23 protein-coding genes are annotated in these 25,173 nt (G+C 60.3%); 17 read left to right on the top strand and 6 right to left on the bottom strand.

Annotated features, from left to right (window positions below; translation table 11 throughout):
* Positions 1-75: 75 nt before the first annotated feature.
* From ATCM_RS17290 to ATCM_RS17240, 11 genes are all read left to right on the top strand, one after another.
* Positions 76-1,266 (top strand): cystathionine gamma-synthase, encoded by a 1,191-nt coding sequence (locus tag ATCM_RS17290; protein ID WP_132865711.1) that lies wholly within the window; start codon positions 76-78, stop codon positions 1,264-1,266.
* Positions 1,267-1,285: 19 nt separating this feature from the next.
* A complete protein-coding gene (locus ATCM_RS17285; RefSeq protein ID WP_243694045.1) occupies positions 1,286-2,095 on the top strand; it encodes an ABC transporter permease in 810 nt (269 codons plus the stop codon).
* Positions 2,085-3,431, top strand: coding sequence for an ABC transporter ATP-binding protein (locus ATCM_RS17280; protein ID WP_132865710.1), 1,347 nt, complete (start codon positions 2,085-2,087; stop codon positions 3,429-3,431). Before ATCM_RS17285 ends, ATCM_RS17280 begins: the two co-directional genes overlap by 11 nt.
* The gene (locus tag ATCM_RS17275) at positions 3,431-5,239 is read left to right on the top strand and encodes a hypothetical protein (protein WP_132865709.1); all 1,809 of its coding nucleotides are present in this window, start codon (positions 3,431-3,433) and stop codon (positions 5,237-5,239) included. The genes ATCM_RS17280 and ATCM_RS17275 overlap by 1 nt, the downstream gene beginning before the upstream one ends.
* Before the next feature lie 78 nt (positions 5,240-5,317).
* Positions 5,318-6,442, top strand: a complete 1,125-nt coding sequence (locus tag ATCM_RS17270) for a hypothetical protein (protein ID WP_132865708.1) — start codon at positions 5,318-5,320, stop codon at positions 6,440-6,442.
* Between the two features lie 45 nt (positions 6,443-6,487).
* Positions 6,488-7,333, top strand: coding sequence for a glycosyltransferase family A protein (locus tag ATCM_RS17265; protein WP_132865707.1), 846 nt, complete (start codon positions 6,488-6,490; stop codon positions 7,331-7,333).
* The gene (locus tag ATCM_RS17260; RefSeq protein ID WP_132865706.1) at positions 7,317-7,913 is read left to right on the top strand and encodes a hypothetical protein; all 597 of its coding nucleotides are present in this window, start codon (positions 7,317-7,319) and stop codon (positions 7,911-7,913) included. The genes ATCM_RS17265 and ATCM_RS17260 overlap by 17 nt, the downstream gene beginning before the upstream one ends.
* Before the next feature lie 73 nt (positions 7,914-7,986).
* Complete coding sequence (locus ATCM_RS17255; protein ID WP_132865705.1) at positions 7,987-9,390, top strand: hypothetical protein; 1,404 nt, start codon at positions 7,987-7,989, stop codon at positions 9,388-9,390.
* Entirely contained in the window at positions 9,387-10,364 is a 978-nt protein-coding gene (locus tag ATCM_RS17250) for a glycosyltransferase family 2 protein (protein ID WP_132865704.1), read from the top strand. Before ATCM_RS17255 ends, ATCM_RS17250 begins: the two co-directional genes overlap by 4 nt.
* A gap of 59 nt (positions 10,365-10,423) precedes the next feature.
* Positions 10,424-11,251 carry a GNAT family N-acetyltransferase gene (locus ATCM_RS17245; RefSeq protein WP_279432521.1) on the top strand — a complete coding sequence of 276 codons (828 nt, stop codon included), beginning with the start codon at positions 10,424-10,426 and terminating at the stop codon, positions 11,249-11,251.
* 13 nt (positions 11,252-11,264) lie between these two features.
* Positions 11,265-12,032, top strand: a complete 768-nt coding sequence (locus ATCM_RS17240; protein WP_165931213.1) for a PIG-L family deacetylase — start codon at positions 11,265-11,267, stop codon at positions 12,030-12,032.
* A gap of 103 nt (positions 12,033-12,135) precedes the next feature.
* Here ATCM_RS17240 and ATCM_RS17235 read toward each other — a convergent pair whose 3' ends face one another.
* The 3 genes from ATCM_RS17235 to ATCM_RS17225 are packed head-to-tail and all read right to left on the bottom strand — an operon-like array spanning position 12,136 to position 14,238.
* Positions 12,136-12,549 carry a GtrA family protein gene (locus tag ATCM_RS17235; protein WP_165931212.1) on the bottom strand — a complete coding sequence of 138 codons (414 nt, stop codon included), beginning with the start codon at positions 12,547-12,549 and terminating at the stop codon, positions 12,136-12,138.
* 7 nt (positions 12,550-12,556) lie between these two features.
* The gene (locus ATCM_RS17230; RefSeq protein WP_132865700.1) at positions 12,557-13,492 is read right to left on the bottom strand and encodes an electron transfer flavoprotein subunit alpha/FixB family protein; all 936 of its coding nucleotides are present in this window, start codon (positions 13,490-13,492) and stop codon (positions 12,557-12,559) included.
* A complete protein-coding gene (locus ATCM_RS17225; protein ID WP_057627298.1) occupies positions 13,492-14,238 on the bottom strand; it encodes an electron transfer flavoprotein subunit beta/FixA family protein in 747 nt (248 codons plus the stop codon). The genes ATCM_RS17230 and ATCM_RS17225 overlap by 1 nt, the downstream gene beginning before the upstream one ends.
* Positions 14,239-14,472: 234 nt before the next feature.
* Here ATCM_RS17225 and rfbB point away from each other — a divergent pair, with 234 nt between their 5' ends.
* From rfbB to rfbD, 4 genes are all read left to right on the top strand, one after another.
* Complete coding sequence (gene rfbB / locus ATCM_RS17220; RefSeq protein WP_132865699.1) at positions 14,473-15,528, top strand: dTDP-glucose 4,6-dehydratase; 1,056 nt, start codon at positions 14,473-14,475, stop codon at positions 15,526-15,528.
* A gap of 77 nt (positions 15,529-15,605) precedes the next feature.
* The gene (gene rfbA / locus ATCM_RS17215; protein WP_132865698.1) at positions 15,606-16,493 is read left to right on the top strand and encodes a glucose-1-phosphate thymidylyltransferase RfbA; all 888 of its coding nucleotides are present in this window, start codon (positions 15,606-15,608) and stop codon (positions 16,491-16,493) included.
* Positions 16,490-17,047, top strand: coding sequence for a dTDP-4-dehydrorhamnose 3,5-epimerase (rfbC, locus tag ATCM_RS17210; RefSeq protein WP_132865697.1), 558 nt, complete (start codon positions 16,490-16,492; stop codon positions 17,045-17,047). The genes rfbA and rfbC overlap by 4 nt, the downstream gene beginning before the upstream one ends.
* Positions 17,044-17,946 carry a dTDP-4-dehydrorhamnose reductase gene (gene rfbD, locus ATCM_RS17205; protein WP_132865696.1) on the top strand — a complete coding sequence of 301 codons (903 nt, stop codon included), beginning with the start codon at positions 17,044-17,046 and terminating at the stop codon, positions 17,944-17,946. The genes rfbC and rfbD overlap by 4 nt, the downstream gene beginning before the upstream one ends.
* A 58-nt stretch (positions 17,947-18,004) precedes the next feature.
* Here the strand turns inward: rfbD and ATCM_RS17200 are convergent, their stop codons facing one another.
* Both ATCM_RS17200 and ATCM_RS17195 read right to left on the bottom strand, forming a co-directional pair.
* Positions 18,005-19,408, bottom strand: a complete 1,404-nt coding sequence (locus ATCM_RS17200) for a mannose-1-phosphate guanylyltransferase/mannose-6-phosphate isomerase (protein WP_132865695.1) — start codon at positions 19,406-19,408, stop codon at positions 18,005-18,007.
* Between the two features lie 8 nt (positions 19,409-19,416).
* The gene (locus ATCM_RS17195) at positions 19,417-20,763 is read right to left on the bottom strand and encodes a phosphomannomutase (protein WP_132865694.1); all 1,347 of its coding nucleotides are present in this window, start codon (positions 20,761-20,763) and stop codon (positions 19,417-19,419) included.
* A 146-nt stretch (positions 20,764-20,909) separates the two neighbouring features.
* Between ATCM_RS17195 and ATCM_RS17190 the strand changes: the two genes are divergently transcribed.
* Together ATCM_RS17190 and ATCM_RS17185 are read left to right on the top strand one after the other, a co-directional pair.
* Positions 20,910-21,644: a CoA transferase subunit A gene (locus ATCM_RS17190; protein WP_132865693.1), complete on the top strand. Its 735-nt coding sequence runs from the start codon at positions 20,910-20,912 to the stop codon at positions 21,642-21,644.
* A 1-nt stretch (position 21,645) separates the two neighbouring features.
* Complete coding sequence (locus ATCM_RS17185) at positions 21,646-22,275, top strand: CoA transferase subunit B (RefSeq protein WP_132865692.1); 630 nt, start codon at positions 21,646-21,648, stop codon at positions 22,273-22,275.
* On the opposite strand, the gene ATCM_RS17180 is transcribed toward ATCM_RS17185, so the two are convergent.
* Entirely contained in the window at positions 22,272-25,097 is a 2,826-nt protein-coding gene (locus ATCM_RS17180) for a rhamnan synthesis F family protein (RefSeq protein ID WP_132865691.1), read from the bottom strand. The genes ATCM_RS17185 and ATCM_RS17180 overlap by 4 nt on opposite strands.
* Positions 25,098-25,173: the final 76 nt, after the last annotated feature.

Here is a 25,173-nt window from a genome sequence, read left to right as displayed (position 1 = left end):
GCCCACCAGGGGGAGGGCACCACGGCAGGTTCAGGCCAGACTGATAGAATTCCGCCCCTTTCGCTGGAAGTACTTATGACGGATCAGCACTCACGCAGCCAGGAGGGCGAGCGCAGCTTGTCGCTTGCCACCTTGGCCATTCACGGCGGGCAATCGCCCGATCCCAGCACCGGCGCCGTCATGCCGCCGATCTACGCGACCTCGACCTACGCGCAGTCCAGCCCGGGCGAACACCAGGGCTTCGAGTACTCGCGCACCCATAATCCGACCCGCTTCGCCTACGAGCGCTGCGTGGCGTCGCTGGAGGGTGGTTCGCGTGGCTTCGCCTTTGCTTCGGGCATGGCTGCCAGTTCCACTGTCATCGAGCTGCTGGACGCTGGCAGTCACGTGGTGGCGATGGATGACATCTACGGCGGCAGCTTCCGCCTGTTCGAGCGGGTGCGCCGCCGCACCGCCGGGCTGGACTTCAGCTTCGTCGACCTGACCGACCTGTCTGCCTTCGAAGCGGCGATCACGCCGAAGACGAAGATGGTGTGGATCGAGACGCCCACCAACCCGATGCTGAAGATCGTGGACATCGCCGCGGTGGCCGCCATCGCCAAGCGCCATGGATTGGTCGTGGTGGTGGACAACACCTTCGCCTCGCCGATGCTGCAGCGTCCGCTGGAGCTTGGGGCAGACCTGGTGCTGCATTCGGCCACCAAGTACCTCAATGGCCACTCCGACATGGTCGGTGGCATGGTCGTGGTCGGCGACAACGCCGAGCTGGCCGAGCAGATGGCGTTCCTGCAGAACTCCGTCGGTGGCGTGCAGGGCCCGTTCGACAGCTTCCTCGCGCTGCGCGGCCTGAAGACCCTGCCGCTGCGCATGAAGGCGCATTGCGCCAACGCGCTGGAACTGGCCAAGTGGCTGGAAACCCATCCGGCCATCGAGAAGGTGATCTACCCGGGCCTGCCCTCGCACCCGCAGCACGCGTTGGCGGCAAGCCAGATGAACGGCTTCGGCGGCATCGTCTCGATCGTGCTCAAGGGTGGCTTCGCAGCCGCCAAGCGTTTCTGCGAGAGGACCGAACTGTTCACCTTGGCCGAATCGCTCGGCGGCGTGGAAAGCCTGGTCAACCACCCGGCGGTGATGACGCATGCGTCCATCCCCGTCGCTCGTCGCGAGCAGCTCGGCATCAGCGATGCGCTGGTGCGGTTGAGCGTGGGGGTGGAGGATGTGGGAGATTTGCGTGGGGATCTGATCGATGCCCTTTTGGATCATTGATGCGGTTGCGAGGTAAAGCGTGAATTCGATTCTAGTCCGGCCTTGGATTGCGCTCTGGCAAAACCGGTCGTTGATCCGTGAGCTAGCCAAGCGCGACATTCTTGGGCGTTATCGTGGAGCTAGCTTTGGCTTGGCTTGGTCACTCATCAGCCCATTCCTTATGCTGATGGTGTATACGTTCGCGTTCGGTACCGTTATGAAAGGACGCTGGCCGGAGATCGAGGCGGGCCACACCAAGTTTGCAATCATCTTGTTTGCGGGACTGATAGTGCATGGCTTTTTTGCTGAGTGTTTGAACAAATCGGTTTCCCTCATTGTTTCAAATCCAAATTTCGTCAAGCGCGTCATTTTTCCCTTGGAAATCCTGCCGTGGCCAATGGTGTTGTCTGCGTTGTTCCACTCGGCCATGAATCTGGCGGTGTTCATGGTGATGCGGTTGATAATGGATGGTCAGCTTTCGATGACCACGCCATTATTCTTCGTTGTAATGTTGCCTTTGGTGGTTTTTTGCATGGGCATGTCCTGGTTCATGGCCGCCATCGGCGTTTATTTTCGGGACATATGGCAGGTGACGGGTGTCCTGTCCATGGCAATGCTGTTTCTCTCTTCGGCAATGATGCCGGTCAATTCGGTCCCAGAAAAGTATCGCTGGGTATTTGAATTGAATCCCCTGACTTTCATAATCGATCAGGCCAGGAAGGTCCTGCTATGGGGGGGCTATCCTGACTGGGTAGGTTTGGGCTGGTACTCGCTGATGTCCGTGATCATATTCTGCTTGGGATATTGGGTGTTTTCTGCAACCCGGAGGGGATTTGCCGATGTCCTCTGATCTTGCAATCCGGGTGGAAGGCTTGTGCAAGTCGTTTCCTGTCTATTCGAAGCCACACTATCGATTGTTGCAGATGTTGTTCCCGCGACAGGAAGGCGGTTGGGGTAAAGAATTTCAGGCGCTGAAGAACATCAATCTTGCCATCAAACGTGGCGAGACTGTAGGTATTGTGGGGCGTAACGGCTCCGGCAAGTCCACGCTGTTGCAAGTAATATGCGGGACGCTTTCGCCAAGTTCCGGAGACGTGAATGTCATCGGGCGGGTGGCGGCATTGTTGGAGCTTGGTGCGGGTTTTAATCCGGAGTTCACCGGTAGGGAGAATGTTTTCCTGAATGGAACAGTTCTGGGTTTGACCAGGGAGGCGGTTGCCGCAAAGTTTGACGAAATCGTCAGGTTTGCGGACATCGGTGATTTCATTGATCAGCCCGTAAAGACCTACTCAAGCGGAATGTACGTGCGTCTCGCGTTCTCGGTGGCCATTCACGTCGAGCCCGACATTCTGATTGTCGATGAAGCCCTGTCTGTGGGTGACGAAGCCTTTCAGCGCAAATGTTTCGCTAGGATCCAGGAGATCCGCGATGCTGGCGCAACTATTCTTTTCGTATCGCACTCTGCGAGTACGGTCCTGGAGCTATGTGATCGCGCCATCCTGCTGGATAGGGGGTGCGTGCTCATCACTGGATCGCCAAAGCATGTCATCACCCAATATCAGAAGCTGCTTTATGCCTCCGCTGAGGATGCGATTGCATTGCGACAGGCGATCCGGGAAGAGGGTGATTTTCCGGTCGAAGCCGGGGCACCTGCGACATCCTCACCAGCGCGGCAGAAGTTGACGGCTTACTGGCAGGCGGGCCTGGAGTCCGAGAGTGTGGTCGAGTATGCGCGGCAGGGGGCGATGATTATCGATCCACGGGTAGAAACTGCTGACGGACGCCGGGTCAACATGCTCGTGGCTGGTGATGAATACATCTATAGATATCAGGTTGCATTTGACAGGCCTGGCGCGGGAGTTCGATGCGGAATGATGATCAGGTCTATTACCGGCGTGGAGATCGGTGGCGCGGCCACCAGCATCCAGGCGGATGCGCTGCCCACTGTGGGCTCCGCCGACGTTCTGGATGTTGGGTTCAAGTTCCGTTGCCTGTTGGGCCCGGGGGCATATTTCCTGAATGCAGGTGTTCTGGGCGCCACTGCGGATGGCGAGAGCTATCTGGCTCGAGTGATTGACGCCTTCATGTTCAAGGTGCAGTCGGATTCCAGCCGGTTGGCCACAGGCTTCGTGGATTTCCACGTCGCGCCCAGTCTGGAAGTCAAGAATCCGGCGGAGTTTTCGTGATGGCGACTGCTATTCTCGTTTCCGGAATGCACCGTAGCGGAACATCTGCAACCGCAGGGGCATTGAATCTGCTGGGAGTGACGCTGGGAAGCAATCTGCTGGGACCGGGAGAGGACAACCCGAAAGGCTACTGGGAGAGTACTCGTGCCGTGGAAATCCACGACAAGTTGTTCGAGCAGTTGGATCGTTCCTGGGATGACGTCAGAGAGCTTCCCGAGGGATGGCTCCAAGGTCAGGCTGCACAGCAGGCTGCGGCCGAGATTCATGAATTGATCGAGACCGAATTCCGGGACGCTGAGCTGTGGGCGGTAAAGGATCCCCGGCTATGCAGGTTCCTGCCGCTGTGGCAGAAGGTATTGCAGGAGCGCGGAATCCGCGTGGTGGTTCTTGTCGTTGCCAGGCCGCCGAGCGAGGTCGCTGCGTCCCTCTCCAAGCGTAACGGCTGGAGCCGTTCGGTCGGTGAATTGTTGTGGATGAGGTATGTGCTTGATTCGGAGGCGGGAAGCCGCGACCTCAAGCGCACGGTGTTGACCTACGATTCACTGCTGGACAATCCTCAGGAGTCGCTGGAGCGCGCGCTCGCGAAATTGGATGTGTCAACGGAATCCAGCAGTACTACTCCCGAATCCGTTGGGGTGCTGACCGAATTCATTGATGCCGCTGATCGGCACCATGTGCAGTCCGAATGTGGTGGGCGGGAGCTATCTACCCTGCTCTGGGAGCTGTATACGTCCTTGAAGGACATCGAGGACGGTAGTGGCCACTGGAGTGGGTTCCGGGCCGTTGCCGATCATCTCGCCAGCTTCATCCAGGAGCGCCTTCCTGAGATCACGGGGCTGGCTGACGTCGCTCAGGGCTGGCGCACTCGTTACAACCTGCAGCAGATTGAGACTATCGAAAAAAACAGCCAGCTGATAGCCCAGATCAAGTGGTCGGAAGAGGCCGTGGTCAGAGAACAACGGCTGGTCGAACAGTTGTCTGAATGCACGCAGATGCTTGCTGTGCCGGTGGAGGGCCGGCCGTTAACCCCTCAATCGCTGATGCCGGCGTTGGATGTGTTCTTGAGCGAGCCACGGGTTTCCGAGGCCATCAATCAGTTGAAGGGTCTTCCGGATGTGGTGGATGAGCTTCGCCGTGCCATGCATGGTTTGTCACAACCGCAGTCGGGAATGGTCCGGGATCTTGAGCAACTGCGTTCGCAATTTTCGGATGTCGCGAGGGCTGTTCAGGCCATCAGGGACGAGCGGAATGCGGGAATCCTCGAAGGGTTCAGGGAGAAAATCCATGACCTCGAAGCGGAATGTCGTCAGCTGACTCAGGAGAAGGCGGCTGAACATCTGCGCGCGCAGAGCGCAATTGATGAGAGTGTAAAACTCGCCGTCGCGATGCAAAGTGAGTGCAGTAGTCTGGCTAAGGAGGTCGCCGCACTAACCGCAGAGAAGTTCACTCTGCGCCTCGAATACGACGCCGAGCATAGGCGTGCTGAGGAAACTTTGATCCAGAATCGGCGGCTCTCCTCCAGCCACTCTCTGGTCGAGTCCGATCTGGCCAAGGCCCGGGTTGAATTGGGCTCCGCGCTGGAGCGTATGTCGGACCTGGAGTTTCGTGAGGCTGACATGACCAATGTCATCAAGCGGCTCGCCGAAGAGATTCAGGGTTTGAATGATCGAAGCGAAGAGCTTCTCATCCAGAACAAGAGTTTGTCCCTGGAAAATAGTGCGATCAGGAAGTCGTTTTCCTGGCGAATGACCCGGCCAGCGAGGTCGTTGATTGAAGCATTTCGGCGGGTTTTTTCGACCCGACGCTGATTGGATTACTTAAAATATGCATGGTGAGAGGCGATGATATATTACACTTCGATTTGCGCAAATTATCTGCCAAAGGCAATGGCCCTGGCTGATTCGCTCAAGCGCCACAATCCCAAGGCAATCTTTGTTCTGTGCCTGGTCGAGCGTGAAGTTCCGAAGCTGGCGAGCGATTTCGAACATTTTGATCATGTTGTACTGGCCAAGGACGCAGGCTGGGAGAATTTTGATTCGTTCATGTTCCGCCACTCAATCGTGGAAGCGTCCACGGCGGTCAAGCCCCGCTTCATGCAGTATTTGATGGAGCGCTTCACAGAGTCCGGTAAATTTGTGTACCTGGATCCGGATGTGTTGGTTTATGGAGAGTTCGTCGAGCTTGAGGCATTGCTGGACAAGCATTCGATCGTGGTTGCTCCGCACCTCCTGCGACCCGGTAACGTTGATATGGAGATCAGCTCCCTTGCGCATGGGAGCTATAATCTCGGCTTTCTCGCCGTTAGTCGTAGTGCAAATTCAGAGAAATTCGTTGGATGGTGGGCGGAGCGGTTGTTCCTGTTCTGCTATGACGACAAGGTAAGGGGTATTTTCACTGACCAGAAGTGGATTGATCTGGCCCCCAGCTTCTTTGACGTGCACATTCTCAAGCACCACGGCTATGATTTCGCGACCTGGTCCTTGCTGGGCAGTGACCTGCGCGAGCAAGATGGTGCCTATGTGGTGAACGGAGATCCGCTGCGATTCATTCATTTCTCGGGCTTGGACTCGGGGACCATCGAGAAGGCAATTGGTTGGTGGCTGGAGGACGGGAACAAGGGTGTGTTCTGCAAGCTCTTTGAGGAATACAAGAGCACGCTTGATCGTTTTGGGCAAAAAGAATACGGTCGACTGCCTTGGAGCTATAACGCTTACGGCAGCGGTGCGCCGATCAAGAAGTCTGTTCGTGTTCTGTACCGCGATCCCGCGCTGTGGAGCTCCATTCCGTCGCCATTCGATTCCAGTGATGCGCAGATCTCCGAAGCTGCGGGTGGAGCCGATTCAGCGAAGGCTGATGGTGTTGTTGTCGGAGAAGATGCCGCGCTGCAAGCGCGCTATCCCCGTGCAAAGAGTGCGCCGCCGACGATTGTTGATCGATTCGCCCGTTCGATTCTGGATATCGGATTCGGCGCATCGGTTGCCAAGAGTCTGAAGGTGCTGGTTGGAAAGTAAGCATATGGCGTTGATCAGGGGATGCTTTATGGATGAAGTCGCAGGATGAAAAGGGTCTCAATCATTATTCCTTGCTTCAACGCGGGGGATCTTCTGTGCGAGGCGGTCGAGTCGGCGCTTGCTCAGAGCCATGCGGACATCGAGATCATCATTGTTGATGATGGATCCACGGACCCGCGGACACAGGAGATCCTGGAGGCTGCGACTTGGCCACGTACTAGAATTATCCGAAAGGAGAACGCCGGTCCTGCTTCCGCGCGCAACATCGCCATCGGTCAAAGCCGTGGTGAGTACATTCTTCCCCTGGACGCTGACGACACGATCGAGCCGACCTACGTCGAGAAGGCGCTGGCGGTTATGGAGTCCAGTCCCAACGTTGGTATCGTGTACTGCAAAGCCATGAGGTTCGGTGCCGAGCAGGGGCCGTGGGGCCTGCCGCCCTATAATCTCCGCGAGCTTGTCATTGACAACGTCATATTTGTCACCAGCATGTTCCGCCGATCGGATTGGCTTGCTGTGGGGGGGTTCAATGAATCCCTGCGAATGGGCGTGGAGGATTACGAGTTCTGGGTAAAGATTGTCGGCAAGGGGCGGGACGTCGTACAGCTGGATGAGTACCTCTTCAATTACCGCATCCAGGAGTCATCACGGACGACGAGTTTTTCGGCAGATCGATCGGTGGTTGTGGATACTTATGCCAGAATATTTAGAGACAATATTGATTTCTTCGCAAGACACGCGGAATTCCTTTTTGAGCATCGCTTCGGCTTATATGATGAGCTTGCTAGGTACCGGGCTCGTTACGGCAAGCTTGATGCATTCCTGTCCAGGCATTCGGTGATTCGTCGGCTTGCGAAGGGTGTGGTCGACGTGTTTGGAATTGGTCGATAGTTTTATTTTAATTGGAGCTAATGTGATGCTGCATAAAATCGTTTCTGTATCATTTCTTGGTGGTGTATTGATGATGGCGGGCTGCCGGGACCGTGAAAATGTACCCGCCGTTTCGCCAGATGATGCCGCGCCATCTTCGGATGGTGGCGGCAAGGTGGAAGAAACGAGAGATGTAAATTCCGTTTCGCTGAATGTCAGTGAATTGACGGGTATGACATGGACTGGCCACGCGTGTAGTTTAGATATGATCGATAAAGGGGCGCCTGAGGGAGGGGTTAAGAAGGGCGTAATGCACTCATTCGAAGGTTTTGTTCTGGATGAGAGTAATGGTCCGGCGGGTGATTTTTTCTTTGTTTTGAAGGGTGAGGCTCATTCATTTGCATTGGGCGTGGCTACTGGAATTGAGCGTCCGGACGTGGGGGAGTTCTTCAAGAATCCGTCGCTGAATAGCTCAGGATTTGAATTCAGCACTCAGTTGAAGGACGTTCCTGTGGGTGATTACAACGTCGTTTTCGTTATGGAACGTGCATCCGGAAAGTTCTTCTGCGAAAGTGGCAAGTCCATTTCCGTTCTTGATTGAGTGATAGTGGTGCGTACGGACTGATTCTTGCCTGGTTATGCGTGGTTAGTTATATTGTCTTCTGGGGAGTGTTATGGCGGCTTATCGGAATTCTGTTTTTATTGCGGCTATTTTTATTGCGACAGTTTTGGCCGCTTTTCACTCTCCAGGTCAGATTTCGGTTGATAGTGGTATCGCACTCTATGAAGGTATCATCGGTAAGGCCGCTGGGTGGGGGCCTACCTTTTTTGCGGCTGTTCTATCTTGGCTGGGGGGAGGGCTGGTCGGCACCAGTATTTTCATCGCGCTTAATTCTCTCGCTACATATGGAATTTTTGCCTATTTTCTCACGTCGGGTGCGGCGTTGGAACGTGTTGCAAAGTGGCGCATTGCTTTCGCCATAGTCTTGGCGGTGAATCCTCTGTTCATGCTGTACGTAGGCATTATATGGAAGGATGTAATGCTCGCCACGACAGCTGCTGTGGCGATTACAGGTATGCTTTTCCAGGCGCGGGTCAGGTCCGCTAGATTGAGTGGATTTTTGTTTCTGATCGTAGCGTGCTGTGTTGGAGCGTTGCCCTTGTTGCGTCAACAAGGAATCCTGTTGGCGGTTCCGTTGGCGCTTGCTCTGGCCATGATCGTCGGTCGACGCTTTGCTCGGTCGACGCGTGGAATGCTGCTCGCCGGGACGGCGACTCTTATTGTCGTGGCTATGAGCAGCGTGGGCTTGTCGACAGCAGCGAGTGTGCGGATTGCTTCCCCGAACGGCGCTCCTGTGTCGGTCGGTTTTCTAACTATCCGAGCCTACGATATTATAGGAATGGTTGCCTATGCTAGAGATGGTGACAGCTCCTCGTGGAGTGGCGCCAGTAGCGAGGCTATTTCGGAGATGCGAAAGGGCTATAGCCCCGAACGTATTGACTCGGTTTGGCATAATGAAGCGGTTCGCGGCTATATAAATAGTCTTTCGACTGAGCGCTCTTGGAGTATCTGGGGGGAGGGTATAAGGCATGATCCTCAAGCTTACGTTTCCCACCGATTTAATGCGTTCGGTGCACTGATGGGGGCTGGTCCAATGGTGGGGTGTGTTCCAGCATATTGGGGTGTTTCGGCGTTGCCTGAGCACTTGCAAGCAATAGGCGTTGCTGAGGAAATGGATTCTCGAGATCGTCTGATTGGCGCGGCAGTGGGTAAGTTAATCCCGACCGGTGTGTTTAGGAATTGGTGGTATGCGGGCATTCTTCTTTTTTCATTCTTCTTTCTGGCGCGTCGCGAAGGTACGGGTGAAATCTGGTTGATGAGGCTTTCGGCGTTTGGTGGCTTGATGTATTTAATGTCATTTTTGCCGACGACTATTGCCTGTGATTTTAGATACTTGTTTCCTGTCGCAATGATAGCTACGCTGGTGGCAATGTATTTGTTGCTGTATCCTGGTGCCCCGGGGGATTCGTTTGGTGCTAGATTGTTTTCTGCAAAGAGTTCAGAGGCTAAAGAATGAATGCACCGGAGAGTATCATTGCCGTTGTTATCCCTTGTTACAGGGTGCGTAAGCACGTGTTGGCGGTGATTGACGCGATAGGTTCGGAGGTAAGCAGGATTTATTGCGTTGATGATGCTTGCCCGGAGAGGAGTGGTGATGTCATTGAGCAGGAATGCAGGGATCCTCGGGTTCAGGTGCTGCGTCATGTAGCCAATCAAGGCGTGGGGGGGGCGATGCTTACCGGGTATCAGCGCGCCGCAGCGGATGGCGCGACCGTGGTAGTGAAGTTGGATGGCGACGGGCAGATGGATCCAGCCCTGCTATATCGCTTCGTCCTTCCTATTCAGAATGGTGAGGCTGATTACTGCAAGGGCAACCGATTCTGGGACCTTGGTGAAATCAAGCAGATGCCGCTGCTTCGCAGGATCGGTAACCTCGGGCTGTCATTCATGGCAAAGGCATCTACCGGTTACTGGGATGTGTTCGATCCTACGAACGGCTACACTGCGATCCACGCCAGGATAATCGAGCGGCTGCCGGTCAAGTCGATCAGTAAACGGTATTTTTTTGAAACCGACATGCTTTTCCGACTGAATACCATGCGTGCGGTGGTGGTGGATGTTCCGATGGATGCGAAGTATGCGGATGAAGAGAGTAACCTGAAGATATCGAAGGTCATTGGCGAGTTCTCTTTGAAGCATTCGCGTAATCTTATTAAAAGGGTTCTGTACAGGTATTATCTTCGGGACCTTTCGATCGCTTCATTAGAGCTTGTCGCCGCACTTGTGTTGCTGACTGGTGGTGTTGTTTACGGCGGAATTCACTGGTGGCTCGCTTTTCGTGCGGGTGTGCCGGCATCCACTGGAAATGTCGTCTTGCCTGCTTTGGCGATAATGAGCGGCTTGCAGTTCCTTTTGGCATTCCTTGGTTATGACATACAGAGCGTGCCGCGCAGGCCGATCCATCGATCGCTGGCGGCACCGGTCAAGTAATTTTCTTGATTCATCCGAGGTGTTTCTTGGAATTCAGGGCAACGCAATTCTCCGAGGGTATGCTGGCTGCATATTCGAATCTGTTCCGTATCTGCTTTCCCGGTGCGTCGGGGTTGACCGCGACCTATCTGAAGTGGCTGTACGCGGATAATCCGGCCGGTAATGTCGTTGGTTTTGATGCATGGGAGGGGGATGAGCTGGCGGCTCATTACGTCTGCATTCCGGCGGAAGCGGTTGTTCACGGTGTGGCGCGGCGCGTCCTTTTGTCTCTCAATACCGCCACGCATCCGAAATTCCAGGGGAAGGGGCTTTTCACCAAGCTGGCCGCGCTGACTTATGAGCGCGCCGCTGCCGAAGGGTTCCATGCAGTCTATGGCGTGGCCAACGACAATTCGACTCCGGGATTTCTGAGGAAGCTCGGGTTCTCCCTGGTTTCGCCCTTGGATGCGAAGATCGGCATAGGCAATATCAGTAGCCAGTATGGTGATCGGCAGGCGTCTGACTTTTCTTTCAGGCGAATCTGGAATGATGACAATCTGGCCTGGCGCATAGCGAATCCGGTGCGTCGTTACCAGATTGCTCCCTGCGGCAACGCACTTGTGGGGGCGTGGGCTCCGACCGGAAAACCGCTCCTGTCCGCTTGGGCCGAGGTTCCGGCAGATGGCTTGGGCAAGCTTGCGGAGGGTAGCGGCGGAGGGGCTCCATTGTTCCGCCTTCACCTGGGCCTGCGGCCTGCGGGTACCCGAGCGGGATCGATGTGGGTCGACATTCCAAAGCGCTTCCGGCCGAGCCCGTTGAATCTTATTTTCCTGGGTTTGAACGAGGGCTCACATGCGATCGAAAGAGAGGGTGTCGAACTCGGGCAGTTGGACTTCGATGCTTTCTGACCGAGGCCCTGTGATGCTGGTCGTCCTGGCGCATCCGGATGACGAGTTCTGCCTTTTCCCCTGGATCCAGTCCCACGCACGAGATGCCGGGCCCGTTCATCTCGCGTATCTGACCGATGGTGGCTGGGGAGGGCAAAGTATCCAGCGGCGACAGCGCGAAAGCCTTGGTGTTCTGCGAAGGCTTGGCGTGGCTGATGGGCATGTACATTTTCTGGGCGCGGATCTGCATGCGCCGGATGGTGGGTTGCACCTGCATATGGCCGCGGTCGCCGGGGGCTTGTTCCAGCTGGTGGATACCTTGCAGCCAGGGCAGGTGATGCTTCCTGCCTGGGAGGGGGGGCATCAGGACCACGACGCGGCCCATCTTCTGGGGTGTCTGGCGGTGCAGCGCTCGGGTGCGCGCGGGTGGGAGTACTGCCTGTACCACGGCCACGGGTTGATCGGGCCCTTGTTCAACCTGCTCGCTTTCATCAAGCGTGACGCAGTCGTTGAGGAAATCGATACGGGGTTGCTTGAACGAATCCGTTACGTCGGTTTCTGCCTGCAGTATCGATCCCAATGGAAGAGCTTCATGGGCCTGCTTCCGCTCTACGTCCTCAGGCTGCTGCGGTCCAATGCCTTCAAGAGGCGCTCGATTGACTACGCATTGACGTCGGAACGACCGCATGCCGGGCCGCTTCTCTATGAACGGCGCGGCGGTCCTTCTTGGGATGACTTTGCAGCGGCCACACGGGAGTTCCGCAGTGCGGAGCCTGAGGCGAGGGAAGATCACCGCCGCTGAGCGGAGACTGGCGGGTTGGCCGGCACGGCTTTCTTCCTGAACGTGCGGGCAGTTGTCGTTGCTCCACGCAGCCTGTCACCAAGCTGCGTATCGCACGACTGATTCAGCGGTATATCCAGAGTTTGGACGCCAGGAAGCCCAGTGCTGCCAAGCCGACATCAATAACGGGCTTTGCAAGTTGGGCGGACTGCAATCCCCAGAGCTGTTCTGTAGTCCAGATCGCAGCGGTGCTCAACAGCGTCATCGCCAGCCAGGACACCGCAAACTTGGCGGCCTGGCTGGCCTTCAATGGCTCGGATACCGCAAAGGTGAGCTTCCCGTTGAGCCAGAACCCCAATACCGCGCCGACTATCCTGGCGAAGGGATTCGCCACCACCACACTTATCCCCAGGGAAGTCAGTGTGGTAAAGGTGAGCCAGTCGACGCTCAGCTGTACGCCGCCAACGACGGCGTACAGGATGACCTGGCGTTTGGTGGAGCTGCGCTTCACGCAATGGGGTTGTTCGACCGGTGCCACGTGCGGCTTATAGACTGGCTTCGAGTTCGGGCAGCAGCGTGAACAGGTCCCCCACCAGCCCGATATCGGCCACTTCGAAGATCGGCGCATCGCCGTCCTTGTTGATGGCCACGATGGTGCCGGCGTCCTTGATGCCGGTCAGGTGCTGGATGGCACCGGAGATGCCCACGGCGATGTACAGCTCCGGGGCGATGATCTTGCCGGTCTGGCCGACCTGCATGTCGCTGGGCACGTAGCCGGCGTCGACCGCCGCACGGGAGGCGCCGACGCCAGCCCCGAGTTTGTCGGCCAGCTGGTAGATCACCTTGAAGTTCTCCTCCGAACCGACGCCACGGCCGCCGGAAACCACGCGCTTGGCGCTCTGCAGGTCCGGGCGGTCGCTCTTGCCGGCGGCCAGGCCGATGAAGCGGGTGTGCGAGGGCAGGGCGGCGTCGACGCTAATGGCCTCGACCGGGGCACTGTTGCCCTTGGCTGCTTCCGGCCAGGAAGCGGCGCGAACGGTCGCCACGACCACCTGGTCGGCCGGCACTTCCACGGTGATGATGGCGTTGCCGGCGTAGATCGGGCGCTTGAAGGTGTGCGGGCCTTCGACGCTCATCAGGTCGGAGACCTGGTTGACGCCGAGCAGCGCGGCCACGGCCGGGACCAAGTCCTTGCCGGTGGTGGTCGAGGCGCCGAACACGTGGCTGTAGCCGGCGGCGGCCTTGGCGATCTGCGGTGCCTGCACCTGGGCCAGGGCATGTGCGTTGGCCGGGTTGGCCAGGGTGAGCACCTTGCTGACGCCGGCGATCTGCGCGGCTTCGGCGGCGATGCCGGCCGGGTCGGCGGCCAGCACCAGCACATCGATGTCGCCACCGACGGCGGCAGCGGCCGAAACGGTCTTGGCGACGGCGCTGTTGAGCTTGCCGTCCAGGTGCTCAGCGATAACGAGAATCTTGGCCATTACAGCAACCCCTTCTGCTTGAGTGCAGCCACCAGTTCGGCGGCGTCCTTCACCATCACGCCCTTGCTGCGCTTTGCCGGCGCGGCGTAGTGGGTGGTCTTGAACGTATCGGCGGCTTCAACGCCCAGGTCGGCCAACTGCAGGGTTTCCAGCGGCTTGGCCTTGGCCTTCATGATGTCCGGCAGCTTGATGAAGCGCGGTTCGTTCAGGCGCAGGTCGGTGGTGATCACCGCCGGCAGGTCAACTTCCAGCGTCTCCAGGCCGGCGTCGACTTCACGCGTGACCGTGGCCTTGCCGTCGGCGATCTCGACCTTGGAGGCGAAGGTGGCCTGCGGGCGCGCCCACAGCGTAGCCAGCATCTGGCCGGTCTGGTTGGCGTCGTCGTCGATGGCCTGCTTGCCGAGGATGACCAGGTCCGGCTGTTCCTTCTCCACCAGCTTGAGCAGGGTGCGGGCGGCGGTCAGCGGCTGGATGGCCTGGTCGGTAACCACGTGGATGGCGCGGTTGGCGCCCATGGCCAAGCCATTGCGCAGGTGCGCCTGGGCGTCGGCCGGGGCGATGGTAGCGACCACGACCTCGGTGGCGATCCCCTTGTCGCGCAGGCGCAGGGCTTCTTCCAGTGCGATTTCATCAAACGGGTTCGGCGACAGCTTGACGCCATCGGTGACCACGCCGGAACCGTCCGGCTTGACCTGAATGCGGACGTTGTAGTCCACCACGCGCTTGTACGCGACGAGGATTTTCATGTGCTGCGGAGTCCTTCGGTTGCTGAGGGGGCCGGCCGTGCCGGTGTCGAGATTTCAACCCCTGATTCTAGCCGGCTTGTCACTTCCATGCGAATGCGTATGGAGATGTTGCGCTGCCGCATTCCGGGCTTCGTTTCCGCGCGTCATCAATGGTGCAGCCTGTGAAATGCACCTCGTTATATCCTTAGCGCACAACGGCTGCATCAGGCAGCCGAAGATCAGGAGAGTATCTGCGTGACCACATGGCTTGTGACCGGCGGTGCCGGCTTTATCGGCGGCAACTTCGTTCTGGAAGCGGTGAGCAAGAGTGTCAGGGTCATCAATCTGGATGCGCTGACCTACGCCGGTAATCTGAAGACGCTGGCAGGCTTGAACGGGAATCCGAACCATGTGTTCGTGCAGGGCGATATCGGTGATCGCGCGCTCGTCTCTCGCCTGCTGGCCGAACATCAGCCTGATGCGGTGTTGAACTTCGCCGCTGAGAGCCATGTGGACCGCTCCATCGATGGTCCTGGCGCATTCATCCAGACCAATGTGGTGGGCACGCTAGGGCTGCTGGAGGCCGTGCGCGACTATTGGAAGGCCCTGCCGGCTGGAAAGGGGGCAGGCTTCCGTTTTCTGCACGTTTCCACCGACGAGGTCTACGGCACCTTGGGGGAGACCGGCCTCTTCACCGAGACCACACCTTATGCTCCCAACTCCCCGTACTCCGCTTCCAAGGCAGCTTCTGACCATTTGGTGCGCGCTTTCCATCACACCTATGGCTTGCCGGTACTGACCACCAACTGCTCCAACAACTATGGTCCGTACCACTTCCCGGAAAAGCTCATTCCGCTGGTGATCGCCAAGGCACTGGCGGGAGAACCTCTGCCCGTCTATGGCGATGGCAAACAGGTGCGGGATTGGCTGTTCGTGACCGATCATTGTGAAGCCATCCGTACCGTATTGGCCGAGGGACGCGTTGGCGAAACCTACAATGTGGGTGGTAACTCCGAACGACAGAACATCGAGGTGGTGCAGGCAATCTGCGCATTGCTGGATCAGCGCCGTCCGCGCGAGGACGGCAAGCCACGCGCCAGCCAGATCACCCATGTGACTGACCGCCCTGGCCATGACCGTCGTTACGCGATCGACGCGTCCAAGTTGAAGAATGAGCTGGGTTGGGAGCCGAAGTTCACGTTCGAACAGGGTATCGCCTACACCGTGGATTGGTACCTGGACAACCAGCCTTGGGTGCAGGGTGTGCTGGACGGTAGCTATCGTCTGCAGCGCATTGGTACCTCCGCCTGACTCTTCGCCGCTGTTTGAGGGTCGGGCAGAGGGGTTGATGTCTGACGACGCAGCGCACTGAAACAAGGGAATCTCAAATGACGCAACGCAAAGGCATCATTCTTGCCGGCGGTTCTGGCACGCGGCTGTATCCCATCACAAAGGGCGTCAGCAAGCAGCTGTTGCCGGTGTATGACAAGCCAATGATCTATTACCCGCTCAGCGTGTTGATGTTGGCAGGTATCCGTGAGGTGCTGATCATCAATACGCCGCACGAGCAGGCCTTGTTCCAGCAGTTGCTGGGGGATGGTTCGCAGTGGGGCATGAACATAGAGTACGCCGTGCAGCCCAGTCCGGATGGCTTGGCACAGGCTTACCTTATCGGTCGTGACTTCGTGGGAGGCAAGCCAAGCTGTCTGGTGCTGGGCGATAACATCTTCCACGGACATGGTCTGCGCGATGTGCTGCGCAACGCTGATCAGCGCACTGAAGGCGCAACGGTGTTCGGCTACTGGGTCAATGATCCGGAGCGTTATGGCGTGGCCGAATTCGATGCGTCCGGCAAGGTGGTCGATCTGGTCGAGAAGCCGGAGAAGCCGCGCTCGAACTATGCGGTGACGGGTCTGTATTTCTACGATGGCAATGCGAGTGACTATGCGGCCGAACTGAAGCCCTCGCCGCGTGGCGAACTGGAAATCACCGATCTGAACCAGCGCTATCTCCGAGAGGGGCATCTGCACCTGGAAGCTCTGGGCCGTGGTTACGCATGGCTGGATACCGGTACACACCAATCCCTGCTGGAAGCATCGAATTTCATCGAGACCATCCAGACCCGGCAGGGGCTGCAGGTCTGTTGCCCGGAGGAGATCGCCTACGGGCAGGGGTGGATCAACCGTGAGCAGCTGGAGGCGCTGGCAGCGCCGTTGGCAAAGAACGGTTATGGGCAGTATCTGCAGAAGCTGGTTGAACGAGGAATTGTTCCGTGAAAGTGATTGAAACCAAGTTGCCGGGCTGCGTGGTCATCGAGCCCGCAGTGTTTGGCGACGAGCGTGGCTTCTTCTTCGAGACCTGGAATGCGGAGCGCTTCAAGGCCGCAGGCCTGCCGGACCGGTTCGTGCAGAGCAACGTCTCCTCCTCGAGCAAGGGCGTGCTGCGTGGGCTGCATTACCAGTGGCCGCGCCCGCAGGGCAAGCTGGTCAGCGTGCTGGAAGGGGAGGTCTACGATGTGGCGGTGGACATCCGCCGTGGTTCGCCCACCTTTGGTCAGTGGGAAGCGGTCGTGTTGAGTGCGGAGAACAAGCGCCAGTTCTGGATCCCGGAAGGTTTCGCACACGGCTTCGCCGTGTTGTCCGAGCGTGCGGTGTTCAGCTATCTGTGCACCGAGGTGTACCTGAAGGAGTTCGACGCCGGCGTGCGCTGGAACGATGCCGACATCGCCGTGGATTGGCCGATCAGCGGCCCGACCCTGTCCGGCAAGGACGAGGCCGCGCCGTTGCTGAAGGACATCCCTGAAGGCCGTCTTCCGGTTTACGTCGCATGACCGTGCTGGTGTTCGGGGGCAATGGCCAGGTTGGCCAGGAGCTGCTGCGCGCGTTGCACGGCGTGGACGAGGTCGTGGCGACCACGCGCAGCGGTCGGTTGCCTGATGGACGCGATTGCGAAACGGCCGACTTCACCCAGCCGGAGCACCTGACGACCTTGCTTGATCGCATTCGTCCTGGCGTGGTGATCAACGCGGCGGCCTACACCGCCGTGGACCGCGCCGAGCAGGAGCCGGAGGCTGCGTTTGCCGCCAACGCGCAGGCACCGGGCGTGATTGCCAGTTGGTGCGCAGCGCACGGCGTACCGATGGTGCATTACTCCACCGACTATGTGTTCGATGGCCAGGGCACGGCGCCGTACCGTGAGGACGAGCCGACCGCGCCGCTGGGTGTCTACGGCACCAGCAAGCGCGATGGCGAAGCGGCGGTGCGCGCGGCCGGTGGCCGGCACCTGATCTTCCGTACCGCGTGGGTGTACGCCTCGCACGGTGGCAACTTCCTGCGCACGATGCTGCGGGTTGGCGCCGAACGCGATGCGCTGCGCGTGGTGGCTGACCAGATCGGTACGCCGACCAGCGCGGCCTTGATCGCCGAGGTTACGGTGAAGGCGCTGCAGCATCCGGGGGGACTGTCTGGTACCTGGCATCTGACGGCTTCGGGGCAGACCAGTTGGCACGGTTTCGCCGAGGCGATCTTCGCCGAAGCGGTGACTGCCGGGCTGATGGCCAAGGTGCCGGCGGTCGAGGCGATTTCCAGCGCGGAGTATCCGACGCCGGCCAAGCGACCGTCGTGGTCGGTGCTGGACAACGACAAGCTGCAGCACGACTTCGATATCGTGCTGCCGCCCTGGCAGGATGGCCTGCGGAAGGTGCTCGCCGAGCTGCGTTCCGAGCAATGACGTGAGAAGAAAAACCCCGGGAATCCCGGGGTTTTTTGATGCCATCGCCACGCCGTGGTCAGGCGCGGCCGTAGGTGTCCTCGAAGCGCACGATGTCGTCCTCGCCGAGGTAGCTGCCCGACTGCACTTCGATCAGTTCCAGCGGCAGCTTGCCGGGGTTGCGCAGGCGGTGGGTGACGCCGAGCGGGATGTAGGTGCTCTGGTTCTCGGTGAGCAGCAGCACCTCATCGCCACGGGTGACCTCGGCGGTGCCACTGACCACGATCCAGTGCTCGGCGCGGTGGTGGTGCATCTGCAGGCTCAGCGTGCCGCCGGGCTTGACGGTGATGCGCTTGACCTGGAAACGCTCGCCATGGTCGATGGAGTCGTAGGCGCCCCACGGGCGGTAGACCTTGCGGTGCCAGGTGGCCTCGCTGCGGCCATCGGCCTTGAGCTGGGCAACCACGTCCTTGACCTCCTGCATGCGGTCGGATTTGCCGACCAGAACCGCGTCATTGGTCTCCACCACGATGACATCCTCCAACCCGACCATCGCGATCAACCGGTCGCCATAGGCGAAGGTGTTGCGGCAGTCGATGGCGATGACGTCGCCACGGTGTGCATTGCCGTCGGCGTCCTGCTCGGAGACATCACGCAGCGCGGTCCACGAACCAACGTCGCTCCAGCCGGCATCCAGCGGCACCACGGCGGCATCGCCGGTCTTTTCCATGACCGCGTAGTCGATGGAGTCGGACGGGCTGGCCTTGAAGGCGTCGGCGTCCAGGCGGATGAAGTCGGTATCGCGGCGTGCCTTTTCCCATGCGGTGCGGCACGCGGCCAGGATCTGCGGCTGCAGGCGTTCCAGTTCCTCCAGGTACCGCGAGGCGCGGAACAGGAACATGCCGCTGTTCCAGTAGTACTCACCGGAGGCGACATAGGTTTCGGCGGTGGCCAGGTCGGGCTTCTCGACGAAACGCTCGATCGCGCGCGGGCCATCACCGGCCACGGCCTTGATGTAGCCATAGCCGGTTTCCGGCGCGGTTGGCTGGATGCCGAAGGTGACCAGCTTGCCCTGCTCGGCGATGGCCGCGGCCTGGGCGATGGCCTGATGGAAACGGGTGATGTCGTTGATCAGGTGATCGGACGGCAGCACCAGCAGCAACGGGTCATCGCCGTTGCGACGGGCTTCCAGCGCGGCGGCGGCGATGGCCGGTGCGGTGTTGCGGCCAATCGGCTCGAGCAGGATCGCCGACGGCGCGGTGCCGGCCTGCTGCAGCTGTTCGGCGGCGACGAAGCGGTGCGATTCGTTGGCCACCACGATCGGCGGATGCGCGGCGACGTCGGCCACGCGCAGCCAGGTGGCCTGCAGCATGGTGCGCTCGCCGGTCAGCGGCAGGAACTGCTTGGGATAGGCCTCGCGCGACAGCGGCCACAGGCGCGTGCCGGAACCACCGGACAGGATGACGGGCAGGATCGAACTCATGGGTGTCCTCAGGCAGAGAGCAGTTCGGAGATCTCGCGGGTGCGCTGCGCCAGCAGCGCGGCGTCACCGCGGGTTTCCACGTTCAGGCGCAGCAGCGGCTCGGTGTTGGAGCTGCGCAGGTTGAAGCGCCAGGCACCGAAATCGGCACTGATGCCGTCGGTATGGTCCAGCGCCGGCGACTGGCTGGCGAAGTGCGCCATCACCCGTGCCACGGCGGCGTTGGCATCGCTGACCTTGAAGTTGATCTCGCCGCTGCACGGGAAACGGGCCATGCGGTCCTCCACCAGTTCGGCCAGTGACTGGCCGCTGCTGGACACCAGGGCGGCGATCAGCAGCCAGGGGATCATCCCCGAGTCGGCATAGGCGAATTCGCGGAAGTAATGATGCGCACTCATCTCGCCGCCATACACGGCGTTCTCGGCGCGCATCTTCTCCTTGATGAACGCATGGCCGCTCTTGCATAGCACCGGCACGCCGCCGGCCGCCTCGACCATCTCCACGGTGTTCCAGGTCAGGCGCGGGTCATGCACGATCTTGCCGCCCGGATTGCGCGACAGGATGGCCTGGGCGAGCAGGCCGACCAGGTAATAGCCTTCGATGAAGCGGCCGCTGTGGTCAAAGAAGAAGCAGCGGTCGAAGTCACCGTCCCAGGCAATGCCGAAATCGGCGCCGTGCTCGCGCACCGCATTGGCGGTGGCGGCGCGGTTCTCCGGCAGCAGCGGGTTGGGGATGCCGTTGGGGAAGTTGCCATCCGGTTCATGGCAGATGCGCACGAACTCGAACGGCAGGTGCGGGGCGAGCAGGTCGACGATGGCACCGGCGCCGCCGTTGCCGGCGTTGACCACCAGCTTCAGGGGCTTGAGCGTGGAGACGTCCACGTAACTGAGCAGGTGCTGGATATAGGCGCTCTTGTCATGCTCGGCGCGCTGGCCGGCGCGCGGCGGCTGCGGGGCGCTGTCATCGGCGGCCACCGCATCGGAAATGGCAAACAGGCCGGTGTCCGAGCTGATCGGGCGTGCCTGTTCACGCACCAGCTTCATGCCGTTGTAATCCATCGGGTTGTGGCTGGCGGTGACCATCACGCCGCCGGCTGCCTGCAGGTGGCCGGTCTGGAAGTAGACCTCCTCGGTGCCGCACAGGCCGATGTCGATGACCTCGCGGCCTTCGCCGCGCAGGCCTGCCGCCAGCGCATCCTGCAGGGCCGGGCTGGCCAGGCGGACGTCATGGCCCAGGACCACGGTGCCCGGTGCCAGCTGGGCAGACAGGGCCTTGCCGATCTTGCGGGCCAGGTCCTCGTTGAGCTCTTCCGGAACCCGGCCACGGATGTCATAGGCCTTGAAAGCGGGAAGGGGCATGCTTGCATCCTGCGAGGGAGAGATGCCGCCTAGTTTAGTCGGCTGCAGGGCCGTTGGCTGTCTGCGCGCTGGACGAAGGTCCAAGGTAGCCGTCACCGCAACGCCGCTAGAATGCGCTCATCCTTGGTTACTGTGGGCAAGAAGCGATGAGTGATCTCCCAACCCCGACCGGCAAGCGCGGCAAGGTATTCGCCAGCGCCGCCGAGGCCCTGGCCGGCATCGTGGCCGATGGGCAGACCCTGGCCGTGGGCGGTTTCGGCCTGTGCGGCATTCCCGAGGCGCTGATCGCCGCCCTGCGTGACAGCGGGGTCAAGGGTCTTACGGCCATCTCCAACAACGCCGGTGTCGATGGCTTCGGCCTGGGCCAGCTGCTGGAGACCCGCCAGATCAAGAAGATGATCTCGTCCTACGTGGGCGAGAACAAGGAATTCGAGCGGCAGTTCCTGTCCGGCGAGCTGGAGCTGGAGTTCAACCCGCAGGGCACCCTGGCCGAGCGCCTGCGCGCCGGTGGTGCCGGCATCCCGGCCTTCTTCACCGCCACCGGCTACGGCACGGTGGTCGCCGAGGGCAAGGAAACCCGCGAGTTCGACGGCAAGCACTACGTGCTGGAGACCGCGTTGAAGGCGGACGTGTCGCTGGTCAAGGCGTGGAAGGCCGATGAAGCCGGCAACCTGCTGTTCCGCAAGACCGCCCGCAACTTCAACCCGGCCTGCGCGATGGCCGGCAAGGTCTGCGTGGTCGAGGTGGAGGAAATCGTGCCGGTGGGCGCCATCGACCCGGACCAGGTGCACCTGCCGGGCATCTACGTGGACCGCATCGTTTTGAACGCAACGCCGGAGAAGCGCATCGAACAGCGCACCGTGCGTCAGGAGGGGAACTGAGATGGCCTGGACCCGTGATGAGATGGCCGCCCGCGCGGCCCGTGAGCTGACCGACGGCGCGTACGTGAACCTGGGCATCGGTCTGCCGACGCTGGTGGCCAACCACATCCCCGAAGGCGTGGACGTGTGGCTGCAGTCGGAGAACGGCCTGCTCGGCATTGGCCCGTTCCCGACCGAGGCCGAGGTGGACGCCGACCTGATCAACGCCGGCAAGCAGACCGTCACCGCGCGTGCCGGTGCCAGCTACTTCGGCAGCCATGATTCGTTCGCGATGATTCGCGGCGGCCACATCAACCTGGCCATCCTCGGTGCCATGCAGGTCACCGACAAGGGCGACCTGGCCAACTGGATGGTGCCCGGTAAGATGGTCAAGGGCATGGGCGGGGCGATGGACCTGGTGGCCGGCGTGCAGCGCGTGGTGGTGCTGATGGAGCACACCGCCAAGAACGGCGAGCACAAGGTGCTGCCGGAGTGCACGCTGCCGTTGACCGGCGTGGGCGTGGTTGATCGCATCATCACCGACCTGGCCGTGTTCGACGTCACCGACGACGGGTTGGTGCTGGTCGAGGCGGCGCCGGGCGTCAGCGATGACGAACTGAAGGAAAAGACCGGCGTGCCGTTCCGGCGCTAGGTGTTTGAAGTGCCGGCCGCCGCGATCCTGCCGCGGCCGGTGAAGCTGTCATCCGTTGTCAGTTGCCGCAAGGTGTCATCAGCGTTCCAGCGGCCGCTGGCCACGCATTGCAACGGCATCAGGACGCCAGCGGCGTCCAGCTCGATGTCGGCGATATCCTCGCCGAGCATCGCGCAAACGTCATCGATGAACGTGAGCGCGCCTTGATGGATGCGTTGTAGCGCCTGCAGTCCCTGTTCGTCGAGTTCAATCTGCCCAAAAAGCGGCCGGAGGGCCATCATTCCGCCAGCTTCAAAGCCGTTGAATTGGCCGGAGGGGGCGCTAAGCAGGGCTTCCAGCAGCAGATCATGGGACAGTATCGGTGAAGCGGCTGCATCATCCTCTTGTCGACCATCGAAGTAGCGGGCCTGGGCCCAATTGCAGTCCTGCAGTTGACCAGCGTCGGCGCGAAGAGCCATATAGTAGCCGCCAAGCGGCTGCTGGCGCAGGCGCGCGAGGTTGCGCTGGATCGTCCCGGCGTAGCCAATGTCGACCACCATGGAGGAGCCGGTGTCGGCAAGCGTTGACCAGTAGGTCATGTAATTGGCACGGGCCTGTGTTGCGCGTGCAAGTACCGCAGGTAGCGCGGGCTGCAGCCATCCGGCGACGATGGTCGCCATTTCGGGCAGGAACACGTCGCGATCGAGCAGTTCCGGGATGATGCTGCCGGCCGCTTCGACGGCCGCATCACCGGCGCGTGCCTGTAGCAGATGACGCAGTGTGCCATTGAAGTTGCCTTCCAGCATCAGGCTGACGTCCGCGGTCTGGTGCATGGCGGGCAACGCCGTGGCCCGGCGTGAGGCGAGGAAGTAATGAGCGCGCAGCTGTCGGGCGGAGGGATGGAAGGGCTGCAATCGTTCGAAGGCCTGGTGAAGCAGGTGACCCTCACGGCTGAGGAAGAGTACGTTGTCCACGCCTTGTCGTATCGCGGTTTGCAGCATCGTCAACAGGAAGTCCAGCAGCAAGGGGCCAAGCACCGCGTAACCAAGGTCTTCGGCATCCAGCTGCAGGCGCCCGAGTAGCCGTTGTGGCTGGCTGTCGAGAAGAAAGGCGAAGCGGTTGACCAGCAGTCCTCGCCAGAATTGTTCTGGCCAGGGCGCTTGGACGCCACTGTGATGACGCAGCGGGCGCAGTGCTGGGATGACGTCGAGCAGGGCGGAGGGCCGCAGGATATGCACGGGAGTGAGCAGTTTGGCCAACTGCGGCAGTTGTACATCGGCATGCTCGTTGTCGCCGACATGCAGCCAGCGGGCAACATCGATGTCTTCGCGGTGCGCCAGCTCCTGCCAGCTGTCCAGCCGGTCCTTGCGCAGGCCGGTTTCGCAGGAGACACGCAGGACGGGAAGTGCGGCGGCCACGCTGTCAGGCAGGACCTGCTTCAGGTGCGCGCTGTCCAGGTACATGTCCGACAGTGCAAACCGCCGAGTGGGATTCACCTGCATCAACGCATTCACCACGCCCACGCGAGGACGTAGTTGCTGGCGCTCATGCTCCAGCTCTGTGGCCATCAGGCGTTCCGCTTCCGCAGCAGGCTTGCCTAGCTGACGTGCCAGCTGTCGGTAGATCTCGGCCAGCGTGGGATCGCGTTGCAATGCAATGCGCTGGGAGGTCTCGGCATCGCCACGCAGCCGCATGAATTCGGTGATGCCGTGTTCGCGCTGCATGCGTTGTGCCAGATGGGCGCGCGAGGCGTCCGGGGACAGGAACGGACGGACCACCAGTGTATCGAATACATCCACGCTGACTGTGGAGGCCTGCAGCGCCGCCAGCCGCAGGCGCTGGCCGATATCAAGGGACAGCATATCCTCAATGTTACGTAGCCCCTCCGATGCCAGCGCCAGACCCCCGTCGGTAGGCAGGATGCCCAGTCGGTACCCGCGATGGCGGACAACCTGACCAAACATCCGTTCCATCGCATGTTGCAGGGTGCCATCTACCTGCCCCTGCTCTGGAGGGAAATCATGCGTCCGCAGATGCAGATCGAACAAGGGACGGATGGAGTTCACACGCGCCCAGAACATCGAGCCGGCGGGGTAATCGAGGTAGCGGCCATGTTCCAGCGCGATCCCGAGACGAGCGGCGAGCCTATCGCAGGTGGCCCCGTTGCTGAGGACGGTGTGCCCCCAGAGCGGCACTCCTTCGTAGCTTTCCGGGTAGACAAGTCCAAGCTCGGGACTGGCCTGAAACGTTCCGAGTATCCATGCCACACGTTCGGACGAGCCGAACAGGGAGTTCAGGAGGTAGCGACGCCACCGGTTCTGCTCACCACCGGTGTACAACGATTTCTTGGTATGGATGTGGCTGATCACATCGAGCGCGAGGATCTCGTCGTGGAAGTTCACCAACAGCGGCGCGATGTCGCGGCCCCTGTTCTCGACGACCTTGACGGACAGCCGCTGTGCGTTCGGTAGCTGCTTCATCCGGGCCTGAACTTGTTCAACGGCGGCGGCATCGGAGACCGATACCAGCAAAGTGAACGGGACGGGGATGCACCGCAACGATTGCACGAATTCATCGATGAGATCGGGATAGAACACATGCGCCATCACACCCACCCTCAGGTCGAGCGCGGCCTGCGGGACCGGTGCTGGCAGCGGGGCTTCTTCGAGCATGTCGACGACCACTGTGCGCGAGGCGCTGGCCGATCGCAGTCGATCAAGCACGCCGCGGATTCCCATCGCTGCCGTGATCTTCATCGCCCTGCGAACAACGGAGAGAAGCCCGCCGATGCCGCCACCATGCTGCTGGATCGAACGCTGCGCTGCCTGTAGGTACCGATTCATGCTCTGCCTTTGCTCGCTTTGCCACGCGTGTTCGCCAGATGTGTACAGAATGCGGCGAGGTGTGGCCTTGCTGGCA

Origin of the sequence: Stenotrophomonas sp. ATCM1_4, assembly GCF_004348115.1 — a bacterium.
Classification (GTDB): domain Bacteria; phylum Pseudomonadota; class Gammaproteobacteria; order Xanthomonadales; family Xanthomonadaceae; genus Stenotrophomonas; species Stenotrophomonas capsici.
Note: the sequence above shows the minus strand (reverse complement) of the source record. Positions and strands in the feature narration are given on the sequence as shown.